The organism is Collinsella aerofaciens (assembly GCF_040910185.1).
In the GTDB taxonomy this organism is placed as follows: Bacteria; Actinomycetota; Coriobacteriia; order Coriobacteriales; family Coriobacteriaceae; genus Collinsella; species Collinsella aerofaciens_BF.
In genome coordinates, this window is sequence record NZ_JBDGBA010000006.1 from 70381 (window position 1) to 95688 (window position 25308).

The following is a 25308-nucleotide window of genomic DNA, read 5'->3' on the forward strand; positions in this document are numbered from 1 at the left end:
GCCCTCTACGGGTGATTTTTGGACGAAGTGGCCCGGCCGGCGGCGAGATATTTGGTAGTCGAGCGATCCCGCAGGCGCAGCCGAGGACCAGCGAGACACCAAATATCTCGCCGCCGGCCGGGCCAAATCGCGGCACCAAAAAGCGCCCGTGCGCTCGATGGATTCGGATGCCCGACAGAGGCTCCTTATGGCTGCTTCCTTCCGGACCTGACCAGATTCGGAACATGTCGTCATCCGAACCCATCGAACGCGCTAGGCGCTCGGTATATCTTACCTGCTCCCGCCCGCCAGAGCAAGGTAGCTAATTTGGGACGGAGCTTTTTTGACTACTTTTGCAGCCCGATTGCCAGAGCAGCCAATGAGTAGTCAAAATAGTCCCATCCCAAAATGACCGGCTTGGTGCCGCACCACAGAAAGGACCTATCTACTACGTTTAGGCCGCAGGGGTCAACCATAGCCGGCTTTTTCGAAAATCGGCAAGCTCTCTACCTGCGGTTTTGTTTTTGTAAATTCCGGGATGGTCGAGGGTGGCCGGTTTAACGTAGTAGATGGCCACGTTTCGTGGCAAACGGTCCGATCCAAGACCCAAGGCAGCCAACCTCGAATGGCCATTCTCGAAGCTGTGGTGGAATACGGACTGAATTGGCACCTTAAAGGCAAAAACACTCCGTATTTCACCGCAACTTAAAGAGAGATGGGTTTTAGAGGCGAGCGAGGTCGTAGGCTTGGGCGGCTGACTCACCGGCGAAGATGAGGTTGGTTGTGGCTTCCTGAGGATTGAGCGCCTGGTCGAGAGGCATGGGCTTGCGGCAGATCGGCAGTACCAAGTCGATACCTTGCTCATATACCGCGTTCAGGTTGTCAGCACGGCCGCCCACGACGGCGACCACCGGCTTGCCATATCGCCTGGCGCGGCGAGCCACACCCACCGGCGCCTTACCGGCGGCGGACTGCTCGTCCATATTGCCCTCGCCTGTTATGACCAGGTCGACATCGCGCACGCGCTCGTCAAACCCCACGAGATCGAGCACCGTCTCTACACCCGAGCGCAGCTCCGCACCGAGCGCCAGCAACGCGGCGCCCAAGCCACCGGCAGCGCCCGCGCCGGGCACGCCGAGCACCGAGCCAAATGTCCGTGCGCCCTCGGGTGTGCGCAACAACCCCTGGGCTCGCGCCTCGAAAATTGCCGCATCGAGCAGGCGACCGTAGCCGACCATCCAGCCGTCGTATCTGCGCAGCGCCTCGACATCATCCGCCGGCAGGCCCTTCTGCCCGCCAAACACCGCCAGTGCGCCTCGACGCCCCACGAGCGGATTCTCGACATCGGAAAGCACAACGATACGAGCATCATCCAAAGCCTGCAGCGCTGGCGCCAAATCAACGCTCGCCACCTGCTCAAGGCCGGCAAGACCGGGGGCGACATCGCATCCCTGATCATCGACCACACGCGCGCCCAGCGCCTGCAGCATGCCGGCGCCACCGTCGTTGGTGGCACTGCCGCCCAAGCCAATATAGATAGTCTTTACCCCGACACGAGCTGCACGGAGCATCAGCTCGCCCACGCCATAGGTTGTAGCAGCCAGCGCCGCCGATTCCGTGCAAGGTGAGTACCCGATGCCTGCTGCTTCGGCCATCTCAATAACAACCGACTCGTGCTCGCCGTCCACTAACATCCGGGCAGGCACACCATCGTCAAAGGGTCCCGCAACCTCGCAGGTCACAATCTCACCGCCGCACGCGGCAACGGCATCGAGCGTCCCCTCACCGCCATCTGCCAGCGGCAAAGCGTTCAGCTCGGCATCGGGCCACACATGGCGCATGCCCTCGGCAACCGCCGCCTCCGCCTGCGCACTCGACACGCTGCCCTTAAAGGAATCGATCGCCAGCAGCACACGGCGGGGCCGGCGGCACGCAGGACCACAGTCAACCGCCGTGGCAGCATCCTCACCGGCACCTGCAAGCGCTGCGGCGTGAGCGGCGTGTGCTTCAAGATCGGCCCGACAACCGCAATCAGCGCCGCCCGCTCCGCGCAGACCGCCAAAATAGCTACTCAGCAGCTCGCGGCATTCATCCGCCAGGACCCCAGCCGTCACGTTAAACCGATGATTCAGGCGCGAGTCGGCATTCAAATCGTATAGGGATCCCAACGCGCCCGCCTTGGCGTCGCTCGCGCCATACACGCAGCGCCCCACGCGCGCGTTGACCATAAGGCCCGCGCACATGCAGCAGGGTTCCAACGTCACATAAACCGTACAGTCGAAAAGGCGCCAGCGGCCGAGCGCCTGGGCAGCGGCGCACACGGCCGCAAACTCGGCATGAGCCGAAGGGTCCTGGTCGAGTTCGCGCCGATTGTGCGCCCTCGCGACGATCTCACCGTCGCGCACCACTACGGCTCCGATGGGCACCTCGCCCACCGCCGCGGCGACTCGCGCCTCCGCCAGCGCCTCGCGCATGAACTTCTCGTCGATTTCGGTGATCGTCATCGTTCGCCTTCCCTGTTGCAAATTCAAAACGATGCTATCATTACGACTCACGGAGAGATGGCAGAGCGGTTGAATGCGGCGGTCTTGAAAACCGTTGAGCGCGAGAGCGTTCCGGGGGTTCGAATCCCCCTCTCTCCGCCACTTTAGTGATTCACCGGTGTCATGGTCCGCTCGAACAGTGCATCGACCACGTCGGCTATCTCAGGTCGACGCTCAAGATCGTGACCCGACTCCCACCATATCGTGAAAAGTCGAATAATACCGCCGGCGACAAACTCAGACGTCGTCTCGAGTGACACGGGGGCCAGGGCATCCTCGGCAAGCACGTTCATCACACGCTCGCGGATGGAGTGGGCAATGCGGTCGCAAATAACGTTGGTCAACATGCCCGACATGCTGCTTGCCAAAATGTTATCCATGAGCCGCTCGTGCGCCAGAATCAAATCCATGGCATCGTCCAAAATCGCGTGCCGAAGCGCGCGCACGTCCTCGGCAGACACCGCGCCGGCCTCATCGGGCTGTTTTTGCGGCAAGCCCGACATGAGCTCATCGATATAAAAGGCGAAGTAATCGTTTTTATCGCGAAAGTGCTTATAGAACGTCGTGCGACGAATCATGGCCCGGTCGCAAAGCATGGCAACCGTCAAATCCTCAAACCGATACTCTTCCAAAAGCTCGGTAAAGGCATCGAACAGGGCACGATAGGTTTTCTTGATGCGAAGGTCCATCCGTATCGCCATCCTCAGGGCAAAGACAACACTTGTCAATCTGTCGCATATCTTACACCTGTACCTCGCGCGCTTTGCCCCGGTGCCGACCCCGCCGAAAACATAACGCTTGCCGGAAAGTTCGGCACGGCAAAACGTTGCGGGTATACTAGTAGCGTTATACCAACGGCAGCTGGCGCATGCCGCCGCGGCCATTCGAAACGGAGACATCATGATTACCGTCATCATCGGCATCGTTGTTGTCATTGTGATTGTCTGCGCCATCGCCGGCATCTACAACAACATGGTCACCAAGCGTAACCGCATCGATAACGCCTGGCAGAACATCGATACGCAGCTGCAGCGCCGCAACGACCTGATCCCCAACCTGGTCGAGACCGTCAAGGGCTACGCCAAGCACGAGCAGGAGACGCTCTCCGCCGTGATCAGCGCGCGTAACACCGCCGTCAAGGCCACCACGCCCGAGGCCAAGATGGAAGCCGACAACGTGCTGACCGGTGCGCTGCGTCAGCTCTTCGCCGTAGCCGAAGCCTACCCCGATCTTAAGGCAAACACCAACTTTACGCAGCTGCAGGCATCGCTCGAGGATACCGAGAACAAGATTAGCTACGCACGCCAGAGCTACAACGATTGCGTGCTCAGCTACAACAACGCCATTCAGACGTTCCCGGCTGTCATCTTTGCCGGCATCTTTCAGTTTAAGGAGCGCCAGGGCTTCGAGGCCGCCGAAGCAGCCCGCCAGGCCCCGACCGTCAAGTTCTAACAATCACGGCCGAGTCTTAAGCCAGTTCATCAACCCTTTAGGGTCCAAGGCACAAACCTTGGGCCCTTTTCTTATCCACGCACAACGCGCGGCCAATAGACCGCGCACCATCTTTATTCAGATTAATCATTGCCCGTTGTGACATCGCCGAACCCGCAGGGCAGAGAACAAGTTCCCTCCCGGCGCACTCCGCAGGACGCAAGAAGCCCTCGCCGCACGAAGTGCGCAGCGAGGGCTTCTTGCATGTCCGAGGACGCGCCGGGAGGGAACTTGTTCTCTGCCCGGATAGGTAAGACAAATTACGCGACGGTGTAAACCCAGTTGTGCTTGTCCTCGACAGCACCAGACTGGATACCAGTCAGGGTCTCGCGAAGCTTCTTCATCACAGGGCCGATCTCGGTGTATCCAGCCGGGAAGGTCACGGTCTCGTCGGCGCCGTAAACCTTGTTGTCGATTTCGCCAACCGGAGAGATGACGGCAGCGGTGCCGCACAGGCCGCACTCCACAAAGGTGCCGGCCTTGACCTCGGCCCACTCGACGGGGCGCTGGTCAACGGTCATGCCCAGGTCCTGAGCAACCTGAACGAGCGAACGACGGGTGATAGAGGGCAGGATGGAGTCGGTGTGCGACTGCGGAACGACGAGCGTGCCATCCTCTTTCACGAACAGGACGTTGGCGCCACCGGTCTCCTCGACATAGGTGCGGGACTCGGAGTCGAGATACAGGTTCTCGGCATAGCCCTCGCGATGGGCCTCCATCGTGGGCTTAAGGGACATGGCGTAGTTCAGGCCGGCCTTGATGTTGCCGGTGCCGTGCGGTGCAGCACGGTCATACTCGGAAACGCGCAGCTTGACGGGCTTGAGGCCGCCCTTAAAGTACGGACCGACCGGGGTCACGAGAATGCGGAACGTGTACTCAGGAGCGGGAGCCACGCCGATCACGTCACCGGAGCCGATCATAAACGGACGCACGTACAGGGTCGCGCCGGAACCGAAGGGCGGAACCCAGGCGGCGTTGGCAGAAACGACCTGCTTGACGGCCTCAACGAACTTGTCCTTGGGAAACGGGGGCATCTCGAGGCGCTGGGCAGAGTTATACATACGCTCAGCGTTCATGTCGGGACGGAAGCAGACGATGCTGCCGTCCTCGGCGGTGTAGGCCTTCAGGCCCTCAAAGACCTCCTGGCAGTAATGGAAGATACCGCCGCACTCGGAGACATGCAGGGTGTGGTCGGTGGTCAGGCCGCCCTCGTCCCACTCGCCATCCTTCCAATGAGCCTCGTAGCTGTAATCGGTCTTCATGTAGCCAAAGCCGAGGCTACCCCAATCGATATCCTTCTTCTCGACAGTCATATGTCGCTCCTTACATACACAGTTGCATACTCGCGAACCCGCACGCAAGGACCGAGGCCGACCGCGTCGCAACGTCGCACGCCCGGAGCGTAGAGCCGGACGGGACACGCGAGCAGCATCAAAGCCGATGGCACGTCGATTCGCATGCACGAGATTGTACTCCCCGCACGCGTCTGATAAAACGCTTTTCTTTAACTAAGTAAAGTATTTTCATTTGACCGAAGCAAAAAGGCCCGCCACCGTAAGCGGTGACGGGCCTCAACTGTACGGTCTGCGCGCTGGCTCGAGCTAGGCGTTCTATTTACCCAGCTTGGCCTTAACCAGACCGACCACGGTCGGGATGATCGACACGGCAACGATGCCGATAATCAGCAGCTCAAAGTGCTCTTGCACAAAGGGAATGCCGCCAAAGAAGTAGCCCAGCAGCGTAAAGACCGTCGACCAGGTAATGCCGCCCAGCACGTTAAAGACGACAAAGTTGCGCCAGTGCATGCCGCCCATGCCAGCGATAAAGGGCACAAAGGTGCGGATAAACGGGAAGAAGCGACCCAGGAAGATGGCCAGGTGACCCCACTTGTCCAAGAAGTCCTCGGACTTTTTGATGCGCTCGGGCGTCATGGCCTTGACCTTGCCCGAAGCGATGATCTTGCGGCCAAAGAAGTGACCGATCATAAAGTTGCACTGATCGCCCAAAATGGCAGCGGCCCATGCGGTGGCCAGAAGCGCCACGATGTTAAAGCCGCCGTTGTGGGCAAAGAAACCCGAGGCGAACAGCAGCGAATCACCGGGAAGGAACGGGAAGAACACCACGCCCGTCTCGATAAAGATGATCAGGAACACGCAGCCGTAGGCCATAAGCGGGCCGGCGGCGATCCAGCTGGCGATCGCGGTGCGCGGGTCCTTAAGCAGCTCGGCAATAAAAATGATGAAACCCATGAAGTAAAACCTCTCAGTTGTGGGCGCGGATACGTCCAAGTTGACCAGTATACGGTTGCGGTGCCCCCTCGTGCGCAACCCCACAAAAGCATGACTCCATTACCAGCAAGTTTGCATAACTGACACTTGTAGCGCAAAGCCGCCAAGATTGTCCTTTTTAATCCCTAGCGAATCGCTATACTTTATTGAATCGCATTGCCATGGCGCTAAGGGAGGGCGGCCGGTGAGCTTTATCAATACCATTCGCGAGGACATCAAGACCGTCCAGGCGCAGGACCCCGCCGCGCAAAACGGTCTGGTCATCTTTCTTTCCTATCCTGGCCTGCACGCCAAGTGGAACCACGTGCCCGAGCACTGGCTGTGGGAGCACGGTCATCGCTCGCTCGCCCGCGTGCTCTCGCAAATCACCCGCCACATCACCGGCGTCGAGATTCACCCTGCCGCGCAGATTGGCAAGCACTTCTTTATCGACCACGCCATGGGCGTCGTCATCGGCGAGACCACCATTGTGGGCGACAACTGTGTGCTCTACCAGGGCGTCACGCTCGGCGGCACCGGCAACGAGACCGGCAAGCGTCACCCCACCCTGGGCAACAATGTCACGGTGGGCACGGGCGCCAAGGTGCTCGGCAACATCCGCATCGGCAACAACGTCAAGATCGGCGGCAACTCGGTCGTCGTTAAGGACGTCCCCGACAACTGCACCGTCGTGGGCGTGCCGGGACGCATCATCAAGCGCAACGGCTGCCGTGTGTTCGAGGAGAGTTTCGACGCCAAGCAGCATCGCGAGTACATGCCCGATGACGCCGCCGAGCAGTCCGCCCTCAACCGCCAGGGCATCACCGAGAATGCCCGCCGCGTCAAGGAACTCGAGCGAGAGGTGGCCGAGCTCAAGGCCCTCGTCGCCAAGCTCGTGGACGAACGCTAGGAACGCAAGCGGCACAAAACGACATCGGCATCAACGCAAAGGCGCGCCAGGGAATTCATCCCCGGCGCGCCTTATTTGTGATGTGGCAAAGAGACTGTCCCTTTGTCACATTATGCGAACTGGCTCAGATAGAGGTCGGCGTAGGCACCCTCGGCAGCCAGCAGCTCCTTATGCGTGCCCTGCTCGATAATGTTGCCGTGATCCATGACCAAGATCAGGTCGGCGTCCACGATCGTCGACAGGCGGTGCGCGATCACAAAGCTCGTGCGCCCGCGCATGAGCGCGTCCATGGCACGACCGATGGCAAGCTCGGTACGCGTATCCACGCTTGAGGTCGCCTCGTCCAGGATGAGAATCGCCGGGTTATTGAGCAGCACGCGTGCGATGGTCAGCAGCTGACGCTGGCCCTGGCTGATGCTTTCGGCATCGTTGGCCACGCGCGTGTCATAGCCCTGCGGCATGGTGCGCACAAAGAAGTCGACCTGCGCGGCGCGCGCAGCCGCCACGATCTCCTCACGCGTCGCCTCGGGACAGCCGTAGGCGATGTTTTCGGCAATCGTGCCATCGAACAGCCAGGCGTCCTGCAGCACCATGCCAAACTGCTGCCGTAGCTCGCCGCGGTCCATGCGGCTCGTATCCACGCCGTCGAGCGTAATACGCCCGCCGTCAATCTCGTAGAAGCGCATGAGCAGGTTGATGAGCGTCGTCTTGCCCGCGCCCGTGGTTCCCACCACGGCAATCTTCTGGCCCGGCTCGGCGGTAAACGACACGTCGTGCATAAGCGGCTTGTCGGGCGAATAACCAAAGCGCACGTGCTCAAAGGAGACGCGACCCTCAACGCGACCCGGCAGCTTGGCGGCCTCGTCCGGCAGCGGATCGGCCTCCATCTCGGGCTCATCGAGCAGGTCGAACACGCGCTCCGCACTCGCCAACGCGCTCTGCAGCGAGTTGAAGGTAAACGACAGCTGCGTCATGGGTTCGGACGCCTCGTAGATAAACTGGAAGAACGCCTGGAACACGCCGACGGTCATGTGACCGGCAACCAGCATGCTGCAGCCCACCAGCGCGATCACGATCTGCGCCAAACGGCCGATAAAGCGCACCGCAGGGCCGACGGCATTGATCATAAAGTCGGCCTTGGCACTCACGCGTGCCAGCTCGCCCGAGGCCTGGTGCACCTCGGCAGAACTTTGGCGTTCGCGGTTAAACGCGCGGATCACCAGACGGCCCGAATAGCCTTCCTCGACCGCACTCGTAATCTTGGACACCCACTCCTGGCGCTCGCCCGTCACATCGTGTGTGCGGCGCGAGACGACCTTCGTCACCAGCAGCGACAGTGCCGTAAAGAACAGAAAGACGAGCGTAAGCTGCACGCTGAACACGAACATCACGCTCACAGCACCAACAACCGTGCCGATCGACACGAGCAGCTGCAGCAATCCGCGCTGCATGCTCTCGGACATCTTGTCCAGGTCGTTGGTCGCGCGGCTGACGACCTCGCCGGGACGATGCGCGTCAAAATAGGCGAGCGGCAGACGGTTGAGCTTTTGCGCGATGCGGTTGCGCAGGCGCAGATTGAGACGCTCAGCGACGCTCGACATCAAAAAGCTCTGGAGCGCATAGAACGAGGCAGCGGCAGTCCAGATCATAAAGTAGACGAAAATGGTCTTGCCGCAGTTCTCCCAGGTGATGCTGAAAGTGGTGTCGTTGGCAAACGCCACCTGAATGTGGCCCCACAGCTCATCGATCACGCGGGCGCTATATGCCGGCGCGGCGGTGTTAAAGATGACATAGAACACAATGCTCGCGAACACGATATAGAAGCGCCAATGGTCGCCGGCAGCCTCACTCCACAGGCGGCGCACCGTCGCCCAGGTATCCCGAGGCGTCTCGTCCTCGTCTTCGTCGTCCACGTCGCGCATACGCTCTGCCTCGGCGCGGGCGCGCTCGTCCTCGGCACGTTCGTTTTCCTCGTAGAGCGCTTGGCGGCGAGCCTCGCGCTCCGCCGCCTTGGCGGCTTCGTCCAGGTCGGGCGCGACGCCCGTCTCCTCGACTGTCTCTACAACCGCAGCGCCATCGACGATGCCCTGCTTCTTGAGCTCCTCGGTCATGCTACTCACCTCCCTTCATCTGCGATTCCGCGATTGCGCGGTACACCTCGCAGGTTTCCATGAGCTCGTCGTGCGTGCCTAGGCCCACGATCTCGCCGTCTTTGAGCACCACGATCTGATCGGCATGCAAAATAGTCGAGATGCGCTGGGCGATGATGAGCACCGCGGCATCGCACGTCTCGTCCTGCAGCGCATGGCGCAGTGCCGCATCGGTCTTAAAGTCCAGGGCCGAAAAACTGTCGTCGAAGATATATAGATCGGCATGCTTCATGAGTGCGCGGGCAATCGCCAGGCGCTGGCGCTGACCACCCGAGAAGTTCGTGCCGCCCTGGGCCACCGGCGTATCGAGCCCCTGGGGCTGGTCGAGCACAAAGGTGCTCTGGGCAACCTCCAGCGCATGGAGCATGTCAGCCTCAGTCGCGTCTTCGTTGCCAAAGCGCAGGTTGCTCGCCACCGTACCCGAGAACAGCCACGCCTTCTGCGGCACGTAAGCGATATGCCCGCGAATCTCACCTTGCGAAAGGTCGCGCAGGTCAACGCCGTTCAGGCGAATGGCGCCCTTCGTGGCATCGTGGAAACGCAACAAGAGCTTGGCCACCGTTGACTTGCCCGAGCCCGTTGAGCCTACAATCGCCGTGGTCTGGCCACGGCGACAGGCAAAGCTCAGGTCGCACAGGGTGTCCTCGTCGGCATCGTCAAAACGGAACGACATATGGTCGAACACGGCAACCGCGTCGGCACCATCTGCGGACTCAGGCGCCCCGTCGCCCAGCGTTGCCTTGCCGTCCACGATGCTCGGCTCGATTTCGAGCACCTGTTGCGCGCGGTTGAGGCACGCCGCAGCGCGCGGAAGCGTCAGAATCACCATCTGCGCCATCATCACAAAGAACAGGATCAAGATCGCGTATTCCAACACGGCCGAGATGCTGCCGATTTGCATGGCGTGGACGCCCGCGCGGTTGCCGCCCACCCACAGCACCGCCACCTCGGCGATATTCATCAAAAAGAAGCTGGAACTGTCGAGACCCACAAACAGGTGGTTGACCTTGATGGCGTTGGCCGCGTAATCGCTAAACACCTCGTCCAGGCGCTGCTCCTCGTGGCGCTCCTTGTTAAATGCGCGGATGACGCGCACGCCCACGATGTTCTCGCGCAGCACCACGTTCATGCGGTCGATAAAGCTCTGCAGGCGCATAAAGATCGGCGCGGCGTTAGCCACCGTAAAGACCGCCGCCACCAGCACGATCGCAACGACCACACCAAGCAGCGTGCCCATGGCGGGATCGATGAACCAAGCAAAAATGATGCCTGCCACGGCCAAGAACGGCACCGGCAGCACCAACTGAATCGTCTGAAGGACAGCTTGCTGAATCACGTTGATGTCGTTGAGTGAGCGCGTGATCATCGAACCCGTGCCAAAGCGCTCAAAGTCGCTGGCGGACAGCTCGAGCGACTTGTCGTACACGGCATTGCGGATATCGCAGGCCACGTTGGCGGCCAGGCGCGCCGAAAGATAGCAGCCCAACACCGTGCCGCCGCTGGCCATGCCGGTCGCGATAAGCATGTACAGGCCGTTGCGTAAAATATAGTCGATGTCGCCCGTGGTAATACCGGTGTTGACCATGTTCGCCAGCATCGTGGGAACCAACAGCGTACCGACGTTATCTATCAGCACCGCAAACAGCGTCACCGCAATCAGACCGCGGTACGGCCTCATAAACCTCATTAAGAGTCGCATGCGTCCCCCTCGCCCTTATCGTCAGTCTCGTTCTCGGCGGCCACTTGCCGTTTAAATGCCTCGCACTCTTCGTTAAGAACATGGGAGAACTTACCGACCAAGCGCATGATCTCGCACTGTTCCCACGGCTCGAGCGCCTCGAATGCCTGTTGCTCGGCTTTTTGCGCCGGCAACGCGTAGCGCTTGGCAAACCGCACGCCTTCTTCGGTCAGTCGTACAACCTTGTTTTTACGACTGCCCTCGGCAAACTCCAACGTCGCAAGCCCTCGCGCCCTAAGCGTTTTAATCGCCGAATTGATGGTCTGTTTGCTGTAGAACCATTCACTCGTCAGCCGACTCACGGCAACGCTTCCGCCCGCTGCACTCGTGTCGACGAGCATCCAGTAGGCGCAGTCCGAAAGGCCGCAGGCGCGCGAGAACTCCGAATAGATATGGTCGAGTCCATTGAGCAACCGATCGAAGTCGACCAGCGTAACCGCACTATTCATCTATCCCACCATTCAATTGTCCGATTTTTGACCAATTATGTGTCTCTAGATTAGTCCGAGTTTTGACTATCGTCAACAGGCTCTCCGCAAATGCGTGCATTTTTATGGCCTATCGGCAGAAAAAGACCGCCGGCGCGGGGGCGGCGCCAGCGGTCACGTGAAAATCGGGTTTTATTGCCTGTTAAGCGGCGACGGCCTCATAGACCGTAGCGCCCGAGAAGCTGTCATGCAGGCTCTTGCCGGCAATCCACGGCAGCTCGACGACCTCGCAGACCGTGTTGACCAACTCAGAACAGTCAGTAAAGTGGCCCTTGTCGTTGAGGGCCTCGCAATCCTGAACACGCCAATAGCCATCGGTGTGCGTGATGTAGTACTCGTGATCGTTGATCGACACGAAAGCGCGCGTCTTGGAACGCAGCAGCTTCAGAAATCCTTCGAAATCGGTCTCGACGACATCTCCAGCCTGGAACATGATGTTACCTCCTGGCCCGGCGCCACCACGGCGCATTGATAAACGTTGGTACTCCTTTAGTAAAACCTTTATCAGAGGTTATGCGTTCGTCATTTAGGCAAGTGGTAAAAAACCGCAGGGTAGACGGGATAAAACGTTTAACCATCCCATTTGTTTGTCACATTCTGAAGGTACTTTTATGCAAACCTACTTTCCCAATTGGAATCTATCCTTTTGGCCGGGCAATTGACCGTCTATCGTTTGAGCCCGACGGGTATGAACGGGGCATCTGCAACGCCACCGCAAGGAGACACCATGGAGACTATCGAAGCACTCATTCACCGCCGCAGCTGCCGCAACTACAGCGATCGTCCCGTCGAGGCCGAAAAGCTTGCACGTATTATCGAAGCCGGCCAATATGCACCGAGCGGCATGGGCCGCCAGCCGGTGACGTTTGTCGCCGTCACCGACCCCGCGACCGTCGAGCGTCTCTCGCAGCTCAACGCGCAAGTCATGGGCAGCAACAGCGACCCCTTCTATGGCGCCAAGACCGTTGTGGTGGTGCTGGTTGACCGCAGCGTGCCCACACATCTGGAAGACGGCTCGCTCGCCATGGGCAACCTGCTCAACGCTGCCTATGCGCTGGGCGTTGATTCGTGCTGGATTCATCGCGCCCACGAGGTTTTCGATTCGCCCGAGGGCCTGGAGCTACTGGCCAGTTGGGGTCTACCCGCCGACGGCAGCCTGCGCGGTGTCGGTCACTGCATTCTGGGCTATGCCGAGGACACGCTGCCCGAGCCCAAACCCCGCCGCGACAACGTGGTCTACGTAAGGTAATTAGTTCCGCCATTCTACCGAACGGCGGGCTCGTTGACGCTGCGCGGGCCGCATTCACGCCAATCTGACGTTCAATTTCGAGGGCGCGACCAGAAGGTCAGCGCCCTCTCATTTCACGTCACCTTGGCGCAAATGCGGCTCGCTCGCTTTTGGCGACTGACATCGAATGAGCCACTGTCTTGGGCAGCTAAAAAAGCCCCGTCCCAAATTAGCTGCCCCACTCGCAACTTATCCCGCCGATGGAGTTATTGCCGTTTCGCTCGTCTGATTCGCATCGACGTCGTCGCCTTGCTTGTCTTCGTCCTTTTGCACATCGGCGATGGTGGAGGCCGCCGCAACGATACCGCGCTGGGGCGCGACGCTCGTCTGGGCCTGAGCGCCCTCGACAACTTCTGTACCTACATGCGCGAGCTCGGGCGATTTAAACATTGCGTCCAAGTTGGCGCCACCGCCGGCATATCCGAGCGCAGCGAGCGCGATGACGATCACTGCAACGGCGGCCACGATCGGCACGTAGCGATGCCAGCCGGCGGGATTGAGCCCGCTGCGGCGAGCCGCCCCGCGGCTGATGTAGCCGAGCGTTCCGTCGTGCTTGAGCTTTGAGCCCACCACGCGTTTGCGGCCCCACAGCGAGGACTCTGCCTGCATTGCCAAGCGGGCGCTTGCCGAAGGATAGCCGTATTTAGTGCGCTTGAACGAGCCATCAAACCCCGAGGCGTGTTTGCCCCACGTCACCGATGTTGTGCGTCGGTTGACCGGCGCGGCACTCCGCCTTCTGCGGCTCGGTTTTGAAGTCTCAGCCATATGCCCTCGCACGCCGTAACCAAATCGAAACAATAACGCTTTGGACTGTAGCACACGCGTCGCGTGCGGTCACGGGCGCCTCGCTCAACGGTCATCGTCCTTCAGCAAGCGCCACAGGGTCGTGCGGCTTATTCCCAGCACCTCGGCAGCGCGGGTCCGGTTGCCCTGAAGGTGGCCTACGACCAGCCGCGCGATATCGCGTTCGGTATCGGCCAGTGGACGCAGGATATACAGATCGCTGTCGAGCGTCGGAGCGCCAAAGGTTGCGGTTTTGATGACGTCCTCCTGGGCGAGCACCTCCTCCGCCACTTCGCGCTCCGCCACACCCGACCCTACTAATATATAGAGTCGTTCCGAGACCTCGCGCAGCTGCAGATAGTTGCGTGGCCAGCGATAGCCGTTGAGCGTCGAGGCAGCCTCCTCGGACATACTCGGAGCGGCAGTTCCAAAGGCATCTGACAGATATGACAAATACCGCGCAACCTTTTTCGATGCGCCACCCTGCTCGGCAATCGCAGGCGCCACACTTACTGCGCACGCCAAGCGCTCGGTTACAAAAGCGGCCTGATCGCTTTCGCCACCGCCCGGCATATCGTTTGCCGTCAGAACCACATGGCAACGCGCGGCCAGCGCCGTGTCGGTCATCGTAGAGACAAGCTCGCGCAGACGCTGCGGCGAAAGTGCATGCCAGCCGCCAATACAAAGGGTCAGCCTCGCCTGGAACAGCGGCGATTCCGAGCTTTTGAGCAGATGGCGCCAGCCGCGATCTGTGAGCTCGTCAAGTGCCACGGACACAAAGGGTTCGTCAGCATAAGGCCCATCCAGATAGAGGCGTTTTGCAATCTCTGCCTGGCCGGCACCCAGCTCGCCCTCCAGCATGAGGGGCACGCCGCGGGCATAGCTTTCGCAGACGGGACCAGCGACCGCAGCGGCACCCTCGACAATGCCGTACGCGCTTGCCTCGTAGCGCGCCTCGACCTCATCTGCGTTAAGCCACTCAATACCCGCATGTGCCGCCACACCGTGCACCTCGCGGACCACGACTACCCAAAGCGCGCCGTATTCCTTGGCGACCGGACGCACCGTAAGGCTCAAGCGCCCTCCCGCATGTCCCATCACCAGGCGCGTGCCGTTGCCCACGCGCCCCAGGCGCTCGGCGACAAATGCCGCGACATCTTGCTCGAGCGCGACATCATCCATGGTCGAAATCGCCACGCGTCCACGCCCATCGATTGCCAACGCCGAGGCCCCGGCAGCAGCCAAGGCCTCGATCAAGATTTGTAGCCTGGCGTCACTGTTCATATTGCGCCCCGTCCTCGGCGCCACGCCGCCACCGACGGCTGCGCGAGCGAGTGTTTCAAAATTGAACGATATTGCTCACCAAACACTATAGGGCAGAAGCCACCGTCCTGCGAGTATATGAGTTGCCCCGCATCGCCATCCTGGCGGGGCGATAAGAGCTCTTCGGGACCTATCAACCTGCGGACAAGCCATACCCGCAAGAGCTCCTATCGCTCCACCGCGGACATGCGCTCGCCAGCACGCAGCACGCAAATCAGCTACTTCTCTACCAGATTCCCAGCACGTGCTGCATTCCCAAACTCATGCACGCGATGCCAATCCAGCAGCAAAAGCCCAGCGCGATGGGCTTGCCGCCCTTTTTGACCAGCTCGACGATATCGGTATTAAAACCAATAGCCGCCATGGCCATCACGATAAAGAACTTCGACAGCTCCTTGATGGGCGCCGTAAAGGACGCGGGAAGCTGAAGCACCGTGGTGATCACACTCGCCAGCACAAAGAACAGCACAAACATGGGAAACGCGCGTTTAAGCGAGAACGTGCTTTTAGCGTCGCCGCCGGCCTTGCGTGCTAGATGCATCTGCCAGCATGCGAGGACCAACGTGATGGGAATGATAGCCAGCGTCCTGGTGAGCTTGACCACCGTGGCGCTCTCGAGCACATTTGCGCCGGGATGCATGCTGTCCCAGGCGCTCGCCGCAGCCGTTACCGACGAGGTGTCGTTGATGGCGGTACCGGCAAACAGGCCAAAGCCCTCATTGGTCAGCCCGAGCATGCCGCCGAGCGTCGGAAACACGAGCGCCGCGATAACGTTGAACAGGAAGATGACCGAGATGGCCTGGGCAATCTCGCGATCGTCGGCATCGATGACGGGCGCGGTCGCGGCGATGGCAGAACCGCCGCAAATCGACGAACCCACACCCACAAGCGTCGCGATCTTGCCCGGCACGTTCATAACGCGGCAGAGCACAAAGGCGATGACAAGCGAGGTCGAGATTGTCGCCACGATAATCGGCAGCGACTGGGCGCCCTTGGACAGAATCTGGGAGAGGTTCATGCCAAAGCCAAGCAGGATAACCGCGTACTGCAAGACTTTTTTGGACGTATAGGTAACGCCGGCGGCGAGCTGTTCGCGACGATTCTTGGGAAAGACGAGCGCAAGGACCATGCCAAAGAGGATGGCAAATACCGGACCGCCGACCACCTCAATTTGTTTGCCGAGCAACGTCGCGGGAATGGCGACGATCAGGCAGAACAAGACGCCTTTCCAGCGCTCGCGTACGATATTTGCCAGTTGCATATGGGACTCCTTCTTTCTATTTCACGTTTGCGACGGCTTATGATACGGCAACATTGAGCGCAGCCTTGCGCAAACACAGACTAAGATGCCGCAATAGTTCTTAGGCAACGGCCGAATTACCCACCGCGGAGAGCTGATTCGCGGCATAATTAACAACTGACATATGAGTTTGATAGAACAGTTGCGAGGCGCTATGGAAGAATCGATGCACGTCGGCGAGCAGGAAACGAGCCTACAGGACCAGTCCTACCACACCATTCGACGCAAAATCGTCTACCTGGACTACAAGCCGGGCGAAAAGCTGGGCGTCAAACAGCTTTGCGACGACCTGGACATGGGCCGCACGCCCGTGCGCGAGGCTTTGGTTCGCTTGGCGCAGGAAGGCCTGGTGCGCACCGTGCCCCAGAGCGGCACCTACGTCTCACCCATCAACCTCACCCTTGCCGAGAGTGCCTGTTACATCCGCGAGCATCTGGAAAAGCAGGTGATCGTGGAGTGCTGTGCGCGAGCCACGTCGGCCGGCATCGAGCAGCTCGACCGCGCCATCGTGCTGCAGGAAAAGGCCATGGCCGAAGAGGATCGCATCGGCTTCTTTTTGAGCGACAACCTCATGCATCACATGATCTTTAGCATCGCGTGCCGCAGCACCGTGTGGTCGTGGCTCGAAGAGACCAATGCCGACCTGGAGCGCTTCCGCTGGCTGCGCGCTGCCACGCAGGTTCTCGACAATCAGGACATTGTGAACGAACACAAGCAGATTCGCCGCGCTATCGCCGGTCGCGACCCCATCGAAGCGAGCTTTTTGGTCAGCAAGCACCTGCACATGATGTTCCGCAACCAAACCGAGGTTCTGGACCAGTTCCCCGAGTACTTCGAGACCAGCAAGCTCCGCTAACCTGCCAAAAAGGGACAGGTTTATTTTGGCAGGTTTTATCTGGGCAAATGCAACAAGGCCCGGCTCCGCTGCAACGGAGCCGGGCCTTAGTCGCTAGAACGGCGGAACCAACTACTCTACCGTGACGCTCTTGGCGAGGTTTCGGGGCTGGTCGACGTCGCAGCCGCGCAGGATGGCGACCTCGCGGGCGAGCAGCTGCAGAGGAACGCTCGCCGTGATGGGGCTGAACACGTCGCGGACTGCCGGCACGCGGATAATGCAGTCGGCGATCTTGTTGATCTCCTCGTCGCCCTCGGTGGCAACGACGATGACCTTGGCGCCGCGCGCCTTGCACTCCATGAGGTTCGACACGGTCTTGTCGTAGGTGGCACTCTTGGTGGCCACGGCGATGACAGGGAAGCCCGGGTCGATCAGCGCGATGGGGCCGTGCTTCATCTCGCCGGCGGCGTAGGCCTCGGCGTGCAGGTAGCTGACCTCTTTGAGCTTGAGCGCGCCCTCGTAGGAAATAGCGGCACCCATGCCACGGCCCACGAACAGCGCCGACTGCGCGTCCTTGCACAGCAGGGCGGCCTCATGCACGGCCTCGGTTTGGGTATCCAAAATCCACTGGATCTGCTCGGCCGTATCGGAAAGCTCGCGGAACAGCATGCGCGCCTGCTTGGTGGTCAAGCGGTACTTGACCTGCGCCAGCAGCAGAGCCAAAAGCGTAAGGCTCACGACCTGGCCGATGAAGCTCTTGGTCGAGGCGACCGCGATCTCCTTGTTGGCCTTGGTGTAGATGACGCCGTCGCTCTCACGCGCCACGGGGCTGCCCACCACGTTGGTGATGCCGAAGACCTTGGCGCCCTTGATGCGCGCGTCGCGGATGGCAGCGAGAGTGTCAGCCGTCTCGCCCGACTGGGACACGGCCACGACGAGCGTCGTCGGCGTGATGATGGGGTTGCGATAACGGAACTCGCTGGCCGCCTCCACCTCGGTGGGGATGCGAGCCCAGCCCTCAATGAGATTCTTGGCAATGAGGCCAGCGTGATAGCTGGTGCCGCAAGCAATCACGTAGACGCGGTCGATGTCGTTGAGCTCCTCGAGCGAAAGGCCCAGCTCGTCGATGTCGAGCTCGCCGGCCGGCGTCATGCGGCCCACCAGCGTGTCGCGCACGACGCGCGGCTGCTCGTGGATCTCCTTGAGCATAAAGTCGGGATAACCGCCCTTTTCTGCCATGTCCAGGTCCCAGTCGATGTGGGTGACCTTGGGCTCGATAACGTTGCCGGCCTCGTCGGTGTACTCGACGCCTGCGGGCGTAAGCTTGGCAAACTGACCGTCCTCGAGCACCACGACATCGCGGGTGGCGTCGATGAGCGCGATGACGTCGGAGGCGACATAGGCGCCGGTCTCGCCCGCGCCGACCACGATCGGGGAATCCTTGCGGGCCACGGCGATCACGCCGGGCTCGTCAGCGCACACGACGGCCAGACCATAGGCACCGACCACGTGGGCGCAAGCCTCGCGCACGGAGGCCATCAGGTCGTGCGTCTCGGCATAAGCCTCTTCGATCAGATGCGCGAAGACCTCGGTATCGGTCTCGCTCTTAAAGTGGTGGCCGCGGCCCTCCAGCTCTTCGCGCAGCTCGGCGAAGTTCTCGATGATGCCGTTGTGGACGATGGCGATACGACCGTCGCAGCTGGTGTGGGGGTGAGCGTTAACGACGGAGGGCTTGCCGTGGGTGGCCCAACGGGTGTGGCCGATACCGCAGGTAGCGTCGCTGTCGATGTTGGAAAGCTCGCTCTCCAAGCCCGCGACCTTGCCCACGCGGCGGATGACGTCGAGGTGCGCCGCGGCGCCCTCGCCCACCTCGAGCGCGACGCCCGAGGAGTCATAGCCGCGATACTCCATACGCTTGAGGCCTGTGACCAGGATGTTCTTTGCAATATCAGAGCCGGTGTAGCCGACAATTCCGCACATAGGATAAATCCCTTCGTCCGCTTGACTGCAAAACGTCCACGCACAGGGGGCGCTGAGACGCATAACGTTCGAGTATTGTACTCACGCAAACGCAATCTGATATACCAGAAGTGGTATCTCAACTTAGATACCACCCGATGCACACACGTCCAGCCGGTCCAAACCACCACAATGGGGACAGGCACCTTCGTGGTGGTCGCGCTGGCAACGGCGTTTCCCCAGATAAAACCTGCCAAAATAAACCTGTCCCTTTTTGGTAGGTTTGGGATGCTACAATCTGGCTTGTACTTGAAACGCATCAAAGGGGCCGCTATGGCAAAGGTTAAAATCAGCGACGTCGCGCGCGAAGCCGGGGTTTCGTTGGGCACGGTTTCCAACGCACTCAACCATCCCGAAAAGCTGCGCCCCGAGACCCTCAAGCTCATAAATGAAACCATCAATCGACTGGGCTACCTGCCCAACCAAAGCGCTCGTCAGCTCGCGGGCGGCGCCACCAAGTCCTTTGGCCTGGTGCTCCCCCGTCTCGATCACGGCTTTTCGCTCCAAATTGCCAGCGGTGCCCATAACGAGGCCCGAAAGCACGGTTACGACCTGCTCATCGCCAACGCCGATAACGACGATATTCTCCAGGACCATTACCTGCGCTACTTTATGGGCACCCAGATGTCCGGCGTCATGGTTCAGCCCATGGCATCCCCCGACTGGCACCCCGCTATGACCAAGATGCCCGTGCCGATTGTCCACCTGGACATCCATTGCTCCGAGCCCGGCTACTACGTAGCGGCCGACAACGAGGCACAGGGGCGCATTATCGCCGAGCTCGCCATCGCCCGCGGCGCACACCATATCACCGTTGTGGGCAGAGCGGCATTCATGCAGCTCACCCTGCGCGTCCTTGGCATTCACAAGGCCCTCGCCCTGCATCCCGATATCAAAATTGAGGTCATTGACGCCGGAGAGTGGAATACCGCAGCCGACGGCTACAGCATTGGCGCTCAGATTGCCGGGCGCCCTGCCAACGAACGCCCCGATTTTGTCGTCGGTCTGACCGACGTGTTGGCCTCGGGCGTTATCTCGGCATTGGTCGACAAAGGCATCTCCGTCCCCGAGCAGGTTCGCGTGGCCGGATGCGACGGCAACCCACTCGCTTGGAGCGGATCGGTCCCGCTCACTACGGTAGCGCCCCCGGGCTACGAGATTGGCCGCAAGGGTGTCCAACTGCTCATGGAGCAAATCGAGAACAAGGTCCCGACAAAGACCAAGCATATCCACGTCGGCTCTGCAGCACGCACCGTCACCGCAGCCACCGCCGCCGAGGATATCAACCGCCAAGAATTGGTACGTCCGTTCCTACTGGAGCGCGCCAGCACCCAGGCAAACACCCAGACCGACGCCACGGCCATCAACCTAGGCGCGTATCTATAGCACGTCGGCCAGTATGCCAAAACGCCGCTTACGCAAAGACGGCCAATTACTCGCTTCAACGCCGCAATTGTCTAGCGTGCGGCCTTGACCGCCGCCGCCAGATCGAACAACGTGTCGAGCACGACCTCGCAGCCATCCACCACGTCCTGCGGCAGCGGCACGATATCGGGCACAGCAAAGACATGGCAGCCGGCCGTGATACCCGAGACGCAGCCGTTGCGCGAATCCTCGACCACGGCGCACTCCTCGGGGGCAAAGCCCGCGCGCTCGCAGGCGAGCAGATACATCTCGGGGTCGGGCTTGCCGTGCACGACGTCCTCGCCACACGTTACCGTTTCAAACTTGTCAAAAAGACCGACCATCTTAAGGTTGCGCTCGGCCGTAACGAGGCGCGACGACGTCGCTAGGCCCACGTGATAGCCCGCAGCTAGCAGCTCGTCTAGGCACTCGGCGGCGCCGGCCTTAAGTTCCAGTTCGGTCTTGACCATCTCGTCGCGAATCTCCTTGTGGCGGACATAGACCGCCTCGGTGGTTTCGTGGCTGCCGTAATGCTCATCAAGGATGTCCATGACATCGGGCAGCGTGCGACCGATAAACTGATGGATCAGCGCATCATCAATCGCGAGCCCAAGCTCAGCGGCGCCTGCCTTCCAGGCCTTAATCCCCAAACGCTCGGTATCGACCAGCGTTCCATCCATGTCAAAAATAACAGCCTTGATCATATCGGTCCCCCATCGACTCTCGCTGTCGCGTTGCTGCAACTCTACCGCATTTGGCAACTTGTATATAACGTATATGCCATATTGCACTTTCGTTACACAGATAGAAGTCTTATGGCAAGTAACGCATTAGGATTATAGTTTTCGATCGAGTACTCAACGATAAGGATCGTTTCATGATTTTAGACACCACGGCACCCGCAGAGGAGCTTCAAGACAAGCTATCGGCGCTCGAACAGCTGCTTTTGGCATACGGGCGCGTGGCTATCGGGTTTTCCGGCGGCGTTGACAGCAGCTTTTTGGCCGCCGTATGCGCCCGCGTCATGCCTACCAATACTCTTCTCGTCCATCTCACCACGCCGCTTATCGGCACGCCCGAGCAGGCTTCGTTTGAGCAGTCCGTTGATGGGCAGGCCAATGAAGGGGCACATTTTAAGCTCCCCGTGCTCAATCTTTCGGTGGATCAGCTGCAGCTCCCCCAAGTAGCCTGCAACGATGCTAATCGCTGCTACCACTGCAAGCACGCCGGCTTTACCGCCATCGTCAACCACGCCAAGTCGCTCGGCTTTCCCACCGTCATCGATGGCAGCAATGCAAGCGATCGCGGTGACTACCGCCCCGGCATGCGTGCGGCAGAAGAGCTCGGCGTACGCTCACCCCTTATGGAGGTCGGCTTTACCAAGGACGAAGAGCGCGAGCTGCTGCGCGCATGGGGCTATCCCGTTTGGAACCTACCGGCGGGAGCATGTCTTGCCACCCGCGTCCCCACGGGCGAGGAGCTTACGCGCGAGAAAGTCAATTTAATCCGCGCCTGCGAGGATTACCTGCACGATCTTGATCTGGCACAGGTACGCGCGCGCTTGATCGGCGGCTGCATGCATATCGAGGCCGCACCCGCAGATGTCGCCAAGATTGCTGCCCTCGGTGGCAACGCCGTCGATGCCGAGGGCAAAACCCCGCTGCCCGCCGTTATCAAGTCCGCGCTGCGCGAACTGGGCTGCGACCATATCTCCCCCGAGGTCACCCCCTACATTCACGGCAACATGAATCTTTAAGTTACGCCGTTTTACAAACGGCGTAACCGCTCGGCGCTGCGCAGGCCCCGGGCACGGCAATCTGACGCTCAACTTCACGGGCGCGACCAAAAGGTCAGCGCCCGCTTGTTCCACGTCACCTTACCGCACCCGGAGCCCGCTCGCTCGCATATGCTCAACCTGCACTGCGTTAACTGACCTGCCAAAAAGGAACAGGTTTATTTTGGCAGGTTTTATCTGGGGAAATATCGCGAGGCAGTCGCTCCCCTAGCACCCATCAAACTTCGAGAGACGATAGAGGGGCAATTCGGCTGCATCTACTTCTTCCGATAGCGGCGGTTGCGGCTCGTCGATGAACCCATTACTTCGATGAGCCCTTTATCCGTCATTTTTGGCAGATGGTAGCTGACGGACGAATTTTGGCATTCCGTCTCTCTAAAACAAGGCGCTCATCTCTCTAACTTTAGAGAGATGAGCGCCTTGTTTTAGAGAGACATTAAGAGAGATGTATCGAATTCGCTGCTAGACTGCCCAATGCTATCTCTCTAACCAACCTTCTCTTTAGAGAGACATTTAGCGAGATGAGCGCGACCTCTCTAATCATGGGCTCCACTCTTTAAGGTGCACACTTCCTAACCGTGCCCTAAGTTGCGGTGAAATAGTCCCCGATTAACCTGCCAAAAAGGGACAGTTTTGTTTTGGCAGGTTTTATCTGGGGAAACGCAAATAGGGCCGTGACACCCATACGGCGTCGCGGCCCTTTTCCTTGGAGAAGGATCAATTGATTGAACGGGATGACCGTTCTAGTCTTCGAGTCCGCTATTGATGAGCTCCGCAATCTCAACGGGATCGGTGCTCGCGCGCACCTTGTCACGGAAGCCGGCGTCCATCAGCATCACGGCAGCCTTGGAGAGCAGACGCAGGTGCGTAGTTCCGGCCTCGCCGGCGGGCACGTACAGCGCGAGCGCAACATCGACGGGCACCCCATCGAAGCTCGGCCATTCAACGGGCTCGGTCAGTTTAAGCACGGCAACGCCCGGCGTGTGGATCGCGTCGCTTTTGGCATGCGGAACGGCAAAACCGGCGACAAGGCCGGTCTCGGCCTCGTTCTCGCGAGCAATGAAGGCGGCCTCTACGGCAGATGCGTCATCGGCAAAGCCGAGCTCGATGGCCTGCTCGGACAAATAATGTAGGGCGTCCTCGCGCGAGGCGGCGGTATACCCGATTGTCACTTGGTTGACAGATACAAATCCCATGGAAACCTTCCTTACAACACGGACCTGACCGCAGCTTCGATGCCGTCGGCGTCCAAACCGTACTTGTGCAGCAAATCGACCGCAGGGCCGGACTCGCCATACACATCGCGCACGCCGACGCGTCGCATCGGCACCGGATGCTGCTCTGCGAGCACCGAGGCCACGGCCTCGCCAAGACCACCGATAATCGAATGCTCCTCGGCGGTGACCACGCGACCAGTCTTCTTGGCGCTGGCAACCACCAGGCGCTCATCAAGCGGCTTAATCGTGTGCATGTTGATGACCTCGGCATCGATACCATCGGCAGCGAGCGCCTCGGCAGCCTCAAGCGCCTCGGCGACCATAAGGCCACAAGCGATGATGGTCACATCGGACCCCTCGCGCACGACCACGCCGCGACCAATCTTGAACTCATAGTCCTCGTGATCGTTGATGACCGGTGTTGCCAGGCGGCCGAAGCGCATGTAAACCGGGCCCTCAAACTCATAGGCGGCGCGCACGCATGCGCGAGCCTCGATGTCATCGGCGGGAACGATTACCGTCATACCCGGGATCGTGCGCATGAGCGCGATGTCCTCGCAGCACTGATGCGTGGCGCCGTCTTCACCGACCGAGATACCCGCATGCGTGGCACCGATTTTGACGTTGAGGTGCGGATAGCCAATGGAATTACGCACTTGTTCGTACGCGCGACCGGCGGCAAACATCGCAAAGGTGCTCGCAAAGGCGACGTGGCCCGTGGTCGCGATGCCGGCGGCGAGCCCCATCAGGTTGCTCTCGGCAATGCCGGCGTCGTAGAAGCGCTCAGGGTGCGCAGCCTTAAACTTACCGGTCTGCGTGGCGGCGGCCAGGTCGGCATCGAGAACCACAAAGTCATCGCGCTCATTGCCGAGCTCGACAAGTGCCTCGCCATAGCTAACGCGCGTGGCGACTTTCTTGACGTCTGCCATTAGAGCTCCTCCCCTGCCGCTGCGAGCTCGGCCATGGCCTGCTCAAACTGTTCATCGTTGGGTGCCTTGCCGTGCCAGCCCACCTGGTTTTCCATAAAGGAGACGCCCTTGCCCTTCACCGTCTCGGCGATAATGGCCACGGGCGAGTCGCTCACTTTGCGGGCCTCGGCAAAGGCGGCGGCAATCTGCGCCATGTCGTTACCGTCGGCGAGCTCGATCACATGCCACTTAAAGGCGCGGAACTTGTCAGCGAGCGGCATGGCCGAGTTGACTTCATCGATCGTGCCGTCAATCTGCAAGCCGTTGTGGTCGACGACGGCAACAAGATTGTCGAGCGCATGGTTGCCGGCAAACATGGCCGCCTCCCACACCTGGCCCTCCTCGCACTCGCCGTCGCCCAGCAACGTGTAGACGCGGTAGCTGTCACCCCAGCGCTTTGCGGCGAGTGCCATTCCAACCGCGGCGGAGATGCCCTGACCGAGCGATCCGGTGGACATATCGATGCCAGGGGCGTCGTTCATGTTGGGATGGCCCTGCAGTCGGCTGCCAATATGACGGAGCGTCTCGAGCTCTTCGACGGGAAAATAGCCGCGATTTGCCAACACCGAATACAGGCCCGGCGCCGCGTGACCCTTGGAGAGCACAAAGCGATCGCGATCGGCCTTGTGAGGGTCGGCAGGATCGATATTCATTTCCTCAAAGTACAGATACGTCATGATGTCGGCGGCACCGAGCGATCCGCCCGGGTGTCCCGACTTGGCCGCGTGAACCGCAGTCACGACACCCTTCCTGACCTCATTGGCGACCTTCGCCAGCTCCTGGTTGGTCATACGAATTCCTCTCTTGAGA

Annotated in this window: 22 protein-coding genes, 1 tRNA gene and 1 other RNA gene; 7 read left to right on the forward strand and 17 right to left on the reverse strand. The window is 60.2% G+C overall.

The features are described 5' to 3' along the window. Positions 1-151: 151 nt before the first annotated feature. Positions 152-247: signal recognition particle sRNA small type (gene ffs, locus AB5Z54_RS03875), an RNA gene on the reverse strand. Positions 248-701: 454 nt separating this feature from the next. Further along, positions 702-2483: a tRNA adenosine(34) deaminase TadA gene (gene tadA, locus AB5Z54_RS03880; protein WP_368160332.1), complete on the reverse strand. Its 1782-nt coding sequence runs from the start codon at positions 2481-2483 to the stop codon at positions 702-704. Between the two features lie 51 nt (positions 2484-2534). On the opposite strand from tadA, the gene AB5Z54_RS03885 reads away from it, so the two are divergent. Continuing rightward, positions 2535-2624, forward strand: a tRNA-Ser gene (locus AB5Z54_RS03885). Positions 2625-2626: 2 nt separating this feature from the next. On the opposite strand, the gene AB5Z54_RS03890 is transcribed toward AB5Z54_RS03885, so the two are convergent. Further along, positions 2627-3211, reverse strand: a complete 585-nt coding sequence (locus AB5Z54_RS03890) for a TetR/AcrR family transcriptional regulator (RefSeq protein ID WP_227790880.1) — start codon at positions 3209-3211, stop codon at positions 2627-2629. Between the two features lie 211 nt (positions 3212-3422). On the opposite strand from AB5Z54_RS03890, the gene AB5Z54_RS03895 reads away from it, so the two are divergent. Continuing rightward, positions 3423-3974 carry a LemA family protein gene (locus AB5Z54_RS03895; protein ID WP_082421874.1) on the forward strand — a complete coding sequence of 184 codons (552 nt, stop codon included), beginning with the start codon at positions 3423-3425 and terminating at the stop codon, positions 3972-3974. 299 nt (positions 3975-4273) lie between these two features. Here AB5Z54_RS03895 and AB5Z54_RS03900 read toward each other — a convergent pair whose 3' ends face one another. Further along, entirely contained in the window at positions 4274-5326 is a 1053-nt protein-coding gene (locus AB5Z54_RS03900) for a branched-chain amino acid aminotransferase (protein WP_035138743.1), read from the reverse strand. 297 nt (positions 5327-5623) lie between these two features. Continuing rightward, positions 5624-6262, reverse strand: coding sequence for a DedA family protein (locus AB5Z54_RS03905; protein ID WP_368135283.1), 639 nt, complete (start codon positions 6260-6262; stop codon positions 5624-5626). A 223-nt stretch (positions 6263-6485) separates the two neighbouring features. Between AB5Z54_RS03905 and cysE the strand changes: the two genes are divergently transcribed. Next, positions 6486-7190 (forward strand): serine O-acetyltransferase, encoded by a 705-nt coding sequence (gene cysE / locus AB5Z54_RS03910; RefSeq protein ID WP_035138740.1) that lies wholly within the window; start codon positions 6486-6488, stop codon positions 7188-7190. Positions 7191-7300: 110 nt separating this feature from the next. On the opposite strand, the gene AB5Z54_RS03915 is transcribed toward cysE, so the two are convergent. The 4 genes from AB5Z54_RS03915 to AB5Z54_RS03930 all read right to left on the reverse strand — a co-directional run bounded on the left by AB5Z54_RS03915 (position 7301) and on the right by AB5Z54_RS03930 (position 11999). Then, entirely contained in the window at positions 7301-9301 is a 2001-nt protein-coding gene (locus tag AB5Z54_RS03915) for an ABC transporter ATP-binding protein (RefSeq protein ID WP_204986360.1), read from the reverse strand. A gap of 1 nt (position 9302) precedes the next feature. Next, complete coding sequence (locus AB5Z54_RS03920) at positions 9303-11027, reverse strand: ABC transporter ATP-binding protein (protein WP_368154401.1); 1725 nt, start codon at positions 11025-11027, stop codon at positions 9303-9305. After that, on the reverse strand, positions 11027-11527 hold the full coding sequence (locus AB5Z54_RS03925) for a MarR family winged helix-turn-helix transcriptional regulator (protein ID WP_022094370.1): 501 nt from the start codon (positions 11525-11527) through the stop codon (positions 11027-11029). The genes AB5Z54_RS03920 and AB5Z54_RS03925 overlap by 1 nt, the downstream gene beginning before the upstream one ends. 181 nt (positions 11528-11708) lie before the next feature. Then, complete coding sequence (locus AB5Z54_RS03930) at positions 11709-11999, reverse strand: hypothetical protein (protein WP_006235631.1); 291 nt, start codon at positions 11997-11999, stop codon at positions 11709-11711. Between the two features lie 294 nt (positions 12000-12293). On the opposite strand from AB5Z54_RS03930, the gene AB5Z54_RS03935 reads away from it, so the two are divergent. Beyond that, positions 12294-12815, forward strand: coding sequence for a nitroreductase family protein (locus AB5Z54_RS03935; RefSeq protein WP_138375058.1), 522 nt, complete (start codon positions 12294-12296; stop codon positions 12813-12815). Between the two features lie 228 nt (positions 12816-13043). On the opposite strand, the gene AB5Z54_RS03940 is transcribed toward AB5Z54_RS03935, so the two are convergent. The 3 genes from AB5Z54_RS03940 to AB5Z54_RS03950 all read right to left on the reverse strand — a co-directional run bounded on the left by AB5Z54_RS03940 (position 13044) and on the right by AB5Z54_RS03950 (position 16221). Continuing rightward, positions 13044-13619 (reverse strand): hypothetical protein, encoded by a 576-nt coding sequence (locus AB5Z54_RS03940; protein ID WP_022094368.1) that lies wholly within the window; start codon positions 13617-13619, stop codon positions 13044-13046. A gap of 84 nt (positions 13620-13703) precedes the next feature. Next, positions 13704-14921, reverse strand: coding sequence for a helix-turn-helix domain-containing protein (locus AB5Z54_RS03945; protein WP_368135281.1), 1218 nt, complete (start codon positions 14919-14921; stop codon positions 13704-13706). Between the two features lie 265 nt (positions 14922-15186). Beyond that, complete coding sequence (locus tag AB5Z54_RS03950; protein WP_152067563.1) at positions 15187-16221, reverse strand: YeiH family protein; 1035 nt, start codon at positions 16219-16221, stop codon at positions 15187-15189. A gap of 193 nt (positions 16222-16414) precedes the next feature. Between AB5Z54_RS03950 and AB5Z54_RS03955 the strand changes: the two genes are divergently transcribed. After that, on the forward strand, positions 16415-17116 hold the full coding sequence (locus AB5Z54_RS03955; protein WP_050766156.1) for a GntR family transcriptional regulator: 702 nt from the start codon (positions 16415-16417) through the stop codon (positions 17114-17116). Positions 17117-17227: 111 nt separating this feature from the next. Here the strand turns inward: AB5Z54_RS03955 and glmS are convergent, their stop codons facing one another. Continuing rightward, positions 17228-19075, reverse strand: coding sequence for a glutamine--fructose-6-phosphate transaminase (isomerizing) (gene glmS / locus AB5Z54_RS03960; protein WP_195361469.1), 1848 nt, complete (start codon positions 19073-19075; stop codon positions 17228-17230). A 312-nt stretch (positions 19076-19387) separates the two neighbouring features. Here glmS and AB5Z54_RS03965 point away from each other — a divergent pair, with 312 nt between their 5' ends. Next, positions 19388-20500, forward strand: a complete 1113-nt coding sequence (locus tag AB5Z54_RS03965; RefSeq protein ID WP_229058847.1) for a LacI family DNA-binding transcriptional regulator — start codon at positions 19388-19390, stop codon at positions 20498-20500. 71 nt (positions 20501-20571) lie between these two features. Here the strand turns inward: AB5Z54_RS03965 and AB5Z54_RS03970 are convergent, their stop codons facing one another. Further along, entirely contained in the window at positions 20572-21222 is a 651-nt protein-coding gene (locus AB5Z54_RS03970) for an HAD family hydrolase (protein ID WP_195444763.1), read from the reverse strand. Between the two features lie 173 nt (positions 21223-21395). On the opposite strand from AB5Z54_RS03970, the gene larE reads away from it, so the two are divergent. After that, entirely contained in the window at positions 21396-22274 is an 879-nt protein-coding gene (gene larE / locus AB5Z54_RS03975; RefSeq protein ID WP_368135279.1) for an ATP-dependent sacrificial sulfur transferase LarE, read from the forward strand. Between the two features lie 782 nt (positions 22275-23056). On the opposite strand, the gene AB5Z54_RS03980 is transcribed toward larE, so the two are convergent. Genes AB5Z54_RS03980 through AB5Z54_RS03990 form a run of 3 tightly spaced genes read right to left on the reverse strand, consistent with a single transcriptional unit; the run spans position 23057 to position 25289 of the window. After that, positions 23057-23509, reverse strand: a complete 453-nt coding sequence (locus tag AB5Z54_RS03980) for a PTS sugar transporter subunit IIA (RefSeq protein WP_368135278.1) — start codon at positions 23507-23509, stop codon at positions 23057-23059. A gap of 11 nt (positions 23510-23520) precedes the next feature. Next, on the reverse strand, positions 23521-24459 hold the full coding sequence (locus AB5Z54_RS03985; protein WP_196033265.1) for a transketolase family protein: 939 nt from the start codon (positions 24457-24459) through the stop codon (positions 23521-23523). After that, positions 24459-25289 (reverse strand): transketolase, encoded by an 831-nt coding sequence (locus AB5Z54_RS03990; RefSeq protein WP_368135277.1) that lies wholly within the window; start codon positions 25287-25289, stop codon positions 24459-24461. Before AB5Z54_RS03990 ends, AB5Z54_RS03985 begins: the two co-directional genes overlap by 1 nt. Positions 25290-25308: the final 19 nt, after the last annotated feature.

What these genes read in the sequence shown, in the direction of transcription:
- AB5Z54_RS03905 (WP_368135283.1), bottom strand. Translation starts at nt 6,262, where the DNA reads ATGGGTTTCATCATTTTTATTGCCGAGCTGCTTAAGGACCCGCGCACC.
- AB5Z54_RS03925 (WP_022094370.1), bottom strand. Translation starts at nt 11,527, where the DNA reads ATGAATAGTGCGGTTACGCTGGTCGACTTCGATCGGTTGCTCAATGGA.
- AB5Z54_RS03985 (WP_196033265.1), bottom strand. Translation starts at nt 24,459, where the DNA reads ATGGCAGACGTCAAGAAAGTCGCCACGCGCGTTAGCTATGGCGAGGCA.
- AB5Z54_RS03955 (WP_050766156.1), top strand. Translation starts at nt 16,415, where the DNA reads ATGGAAGAATCGATGCACGTCGGCGAGCAGGAAACGAGCCTACAGGAC.
- AB5Z54_RS03900 (WP_035138743.1), bottom strand. Translation starts at nt 5,326, where the DNA reads ATGACTGTCGAGAAGAAGGATATCGATTGGGGTAGCCTCGGCTTTGGC.
- AB5Z54_RS03890 (WP_227790880.1), bottom strand. Translation starts at nt 3,211, where the DNA reads ATGGACCTTCGCATCAAGAAAACCTATCGTGCCCTGTTCGATGCCTTT.
- AB5Z54_RS03920 (WP_368154401.1), bottom strand. Translation starts at nt 11,027, where the DNA reads ATGAGGTTTATGAGGCCGTACCGCGGTCTGATTGCGGTGACGCTGTTT.
- glmS (WP_195361469.1), bottom strand. Translation starts at nt 19,075, where the DNA reads ATGTGCGGAATTGTCGGCTACACCGGCTCTGATATTGCAAAGAACATC.
- AB5Z54_RS03950 (WP_152067563.1), bottom strand. Translation starts at nt 16,221, where the DNA reads ATGCAACTGGCAAATATCGTACGCGAGCGCTGGAAAGGCGTCTTGTTC.
- AB5Z54_RS03915 (WP_204986360.1), bottom strand. Translation starts at nt 9,301, where the DNA reads ATGACCGAGGAGCTCAAGAAGCAGGGCATCGTCGATGGCGCTGCGGTT.
- AB5Z54_RS03980 (WP_368135278.1), bottom strand. Translation starts at nt 23,509, where the DNA reads ATGGGATTTGTATCTGTCAACCAAGTGACAATCGGGTATACCGCCGCC.
- AB5Z54_RS03965 (WP_229058847.1), top strand. Translation starts at nt 19,388, where the DNA reads ATGGCAAAGGTTAAAATCAGCGACGTCGCGCGCGAAGCCGGGGTTTCG.
- AB5Z54_RS03990 (WP_368135277.1), bottom strand. Translation starts at nt 25,289, where the DNA reads ATGACCAACCAGGAGCTGGCGAAGGTCGCCAATGAGGTCAGGAAGGGT.
- tadA (WP_368160332.1), bottom strand. Translation starts at nt 2,483, where the DNA reads ATGACGATCACCGAAATCGACGAGAAGTTCATGCGCGAGGCGCTGGCG.
- larE (WP_368135279.1), top strand. Translation starts at nt 21,396, where the DNA reads ATGATTTTAGACACCACGGCACCCGCAGAGGAGCTTCAAGACAAGCTA.
- AB5Z54_RS03930 (WP_006235631.1), bottom strand. Translation starts at nt 11,999, where the DNA reads ATGTTCCAGGCTGGAGATGTCGTCGAGACCGATTTCGAAGGATTTCTG.
- AB5Z54_RS03940 (WP_022094368.1), bottom strand. Translation starts at nt 13,619, where the DNA reads ATGGCTGAGACTTCAAAACCGAGCCGCAGAAGGCGGAGTGCCGCGCCG.
- AB5Z54_RS03945 (WP_368135281.1), bottom strand. Translation starts at nt 14,921, where the DNA reads ATGAACAGTGACGCCAGGCTACAAATCTTGATCGAGGCCTTGGCTGCT.
- AB5Z54_RS03895 (WP_082421874.1), top strand. Translation starts at nt 3,423, where the DNA reads ATGATTACCGTCATCATCGGCATCGTTGTTGTCATTGTGATTGTCTGC.
- AB5Z54_RS03935 (WP_138375058.1), top strand. Translation starts at nt 12,294, where the DNA reads ATGGAGACTATCGAAGCACTCATTCACCGCCGCAGCTGCCGCAACTAC.
- AB5Z54_RS03970 (WP_195444763.1), bottom strand. Translation starts at nt 21,222, where the DNA reads ATGATCAAGGCTGTTATTTTTGACATGGATGGAACGCTGGTCGATACC.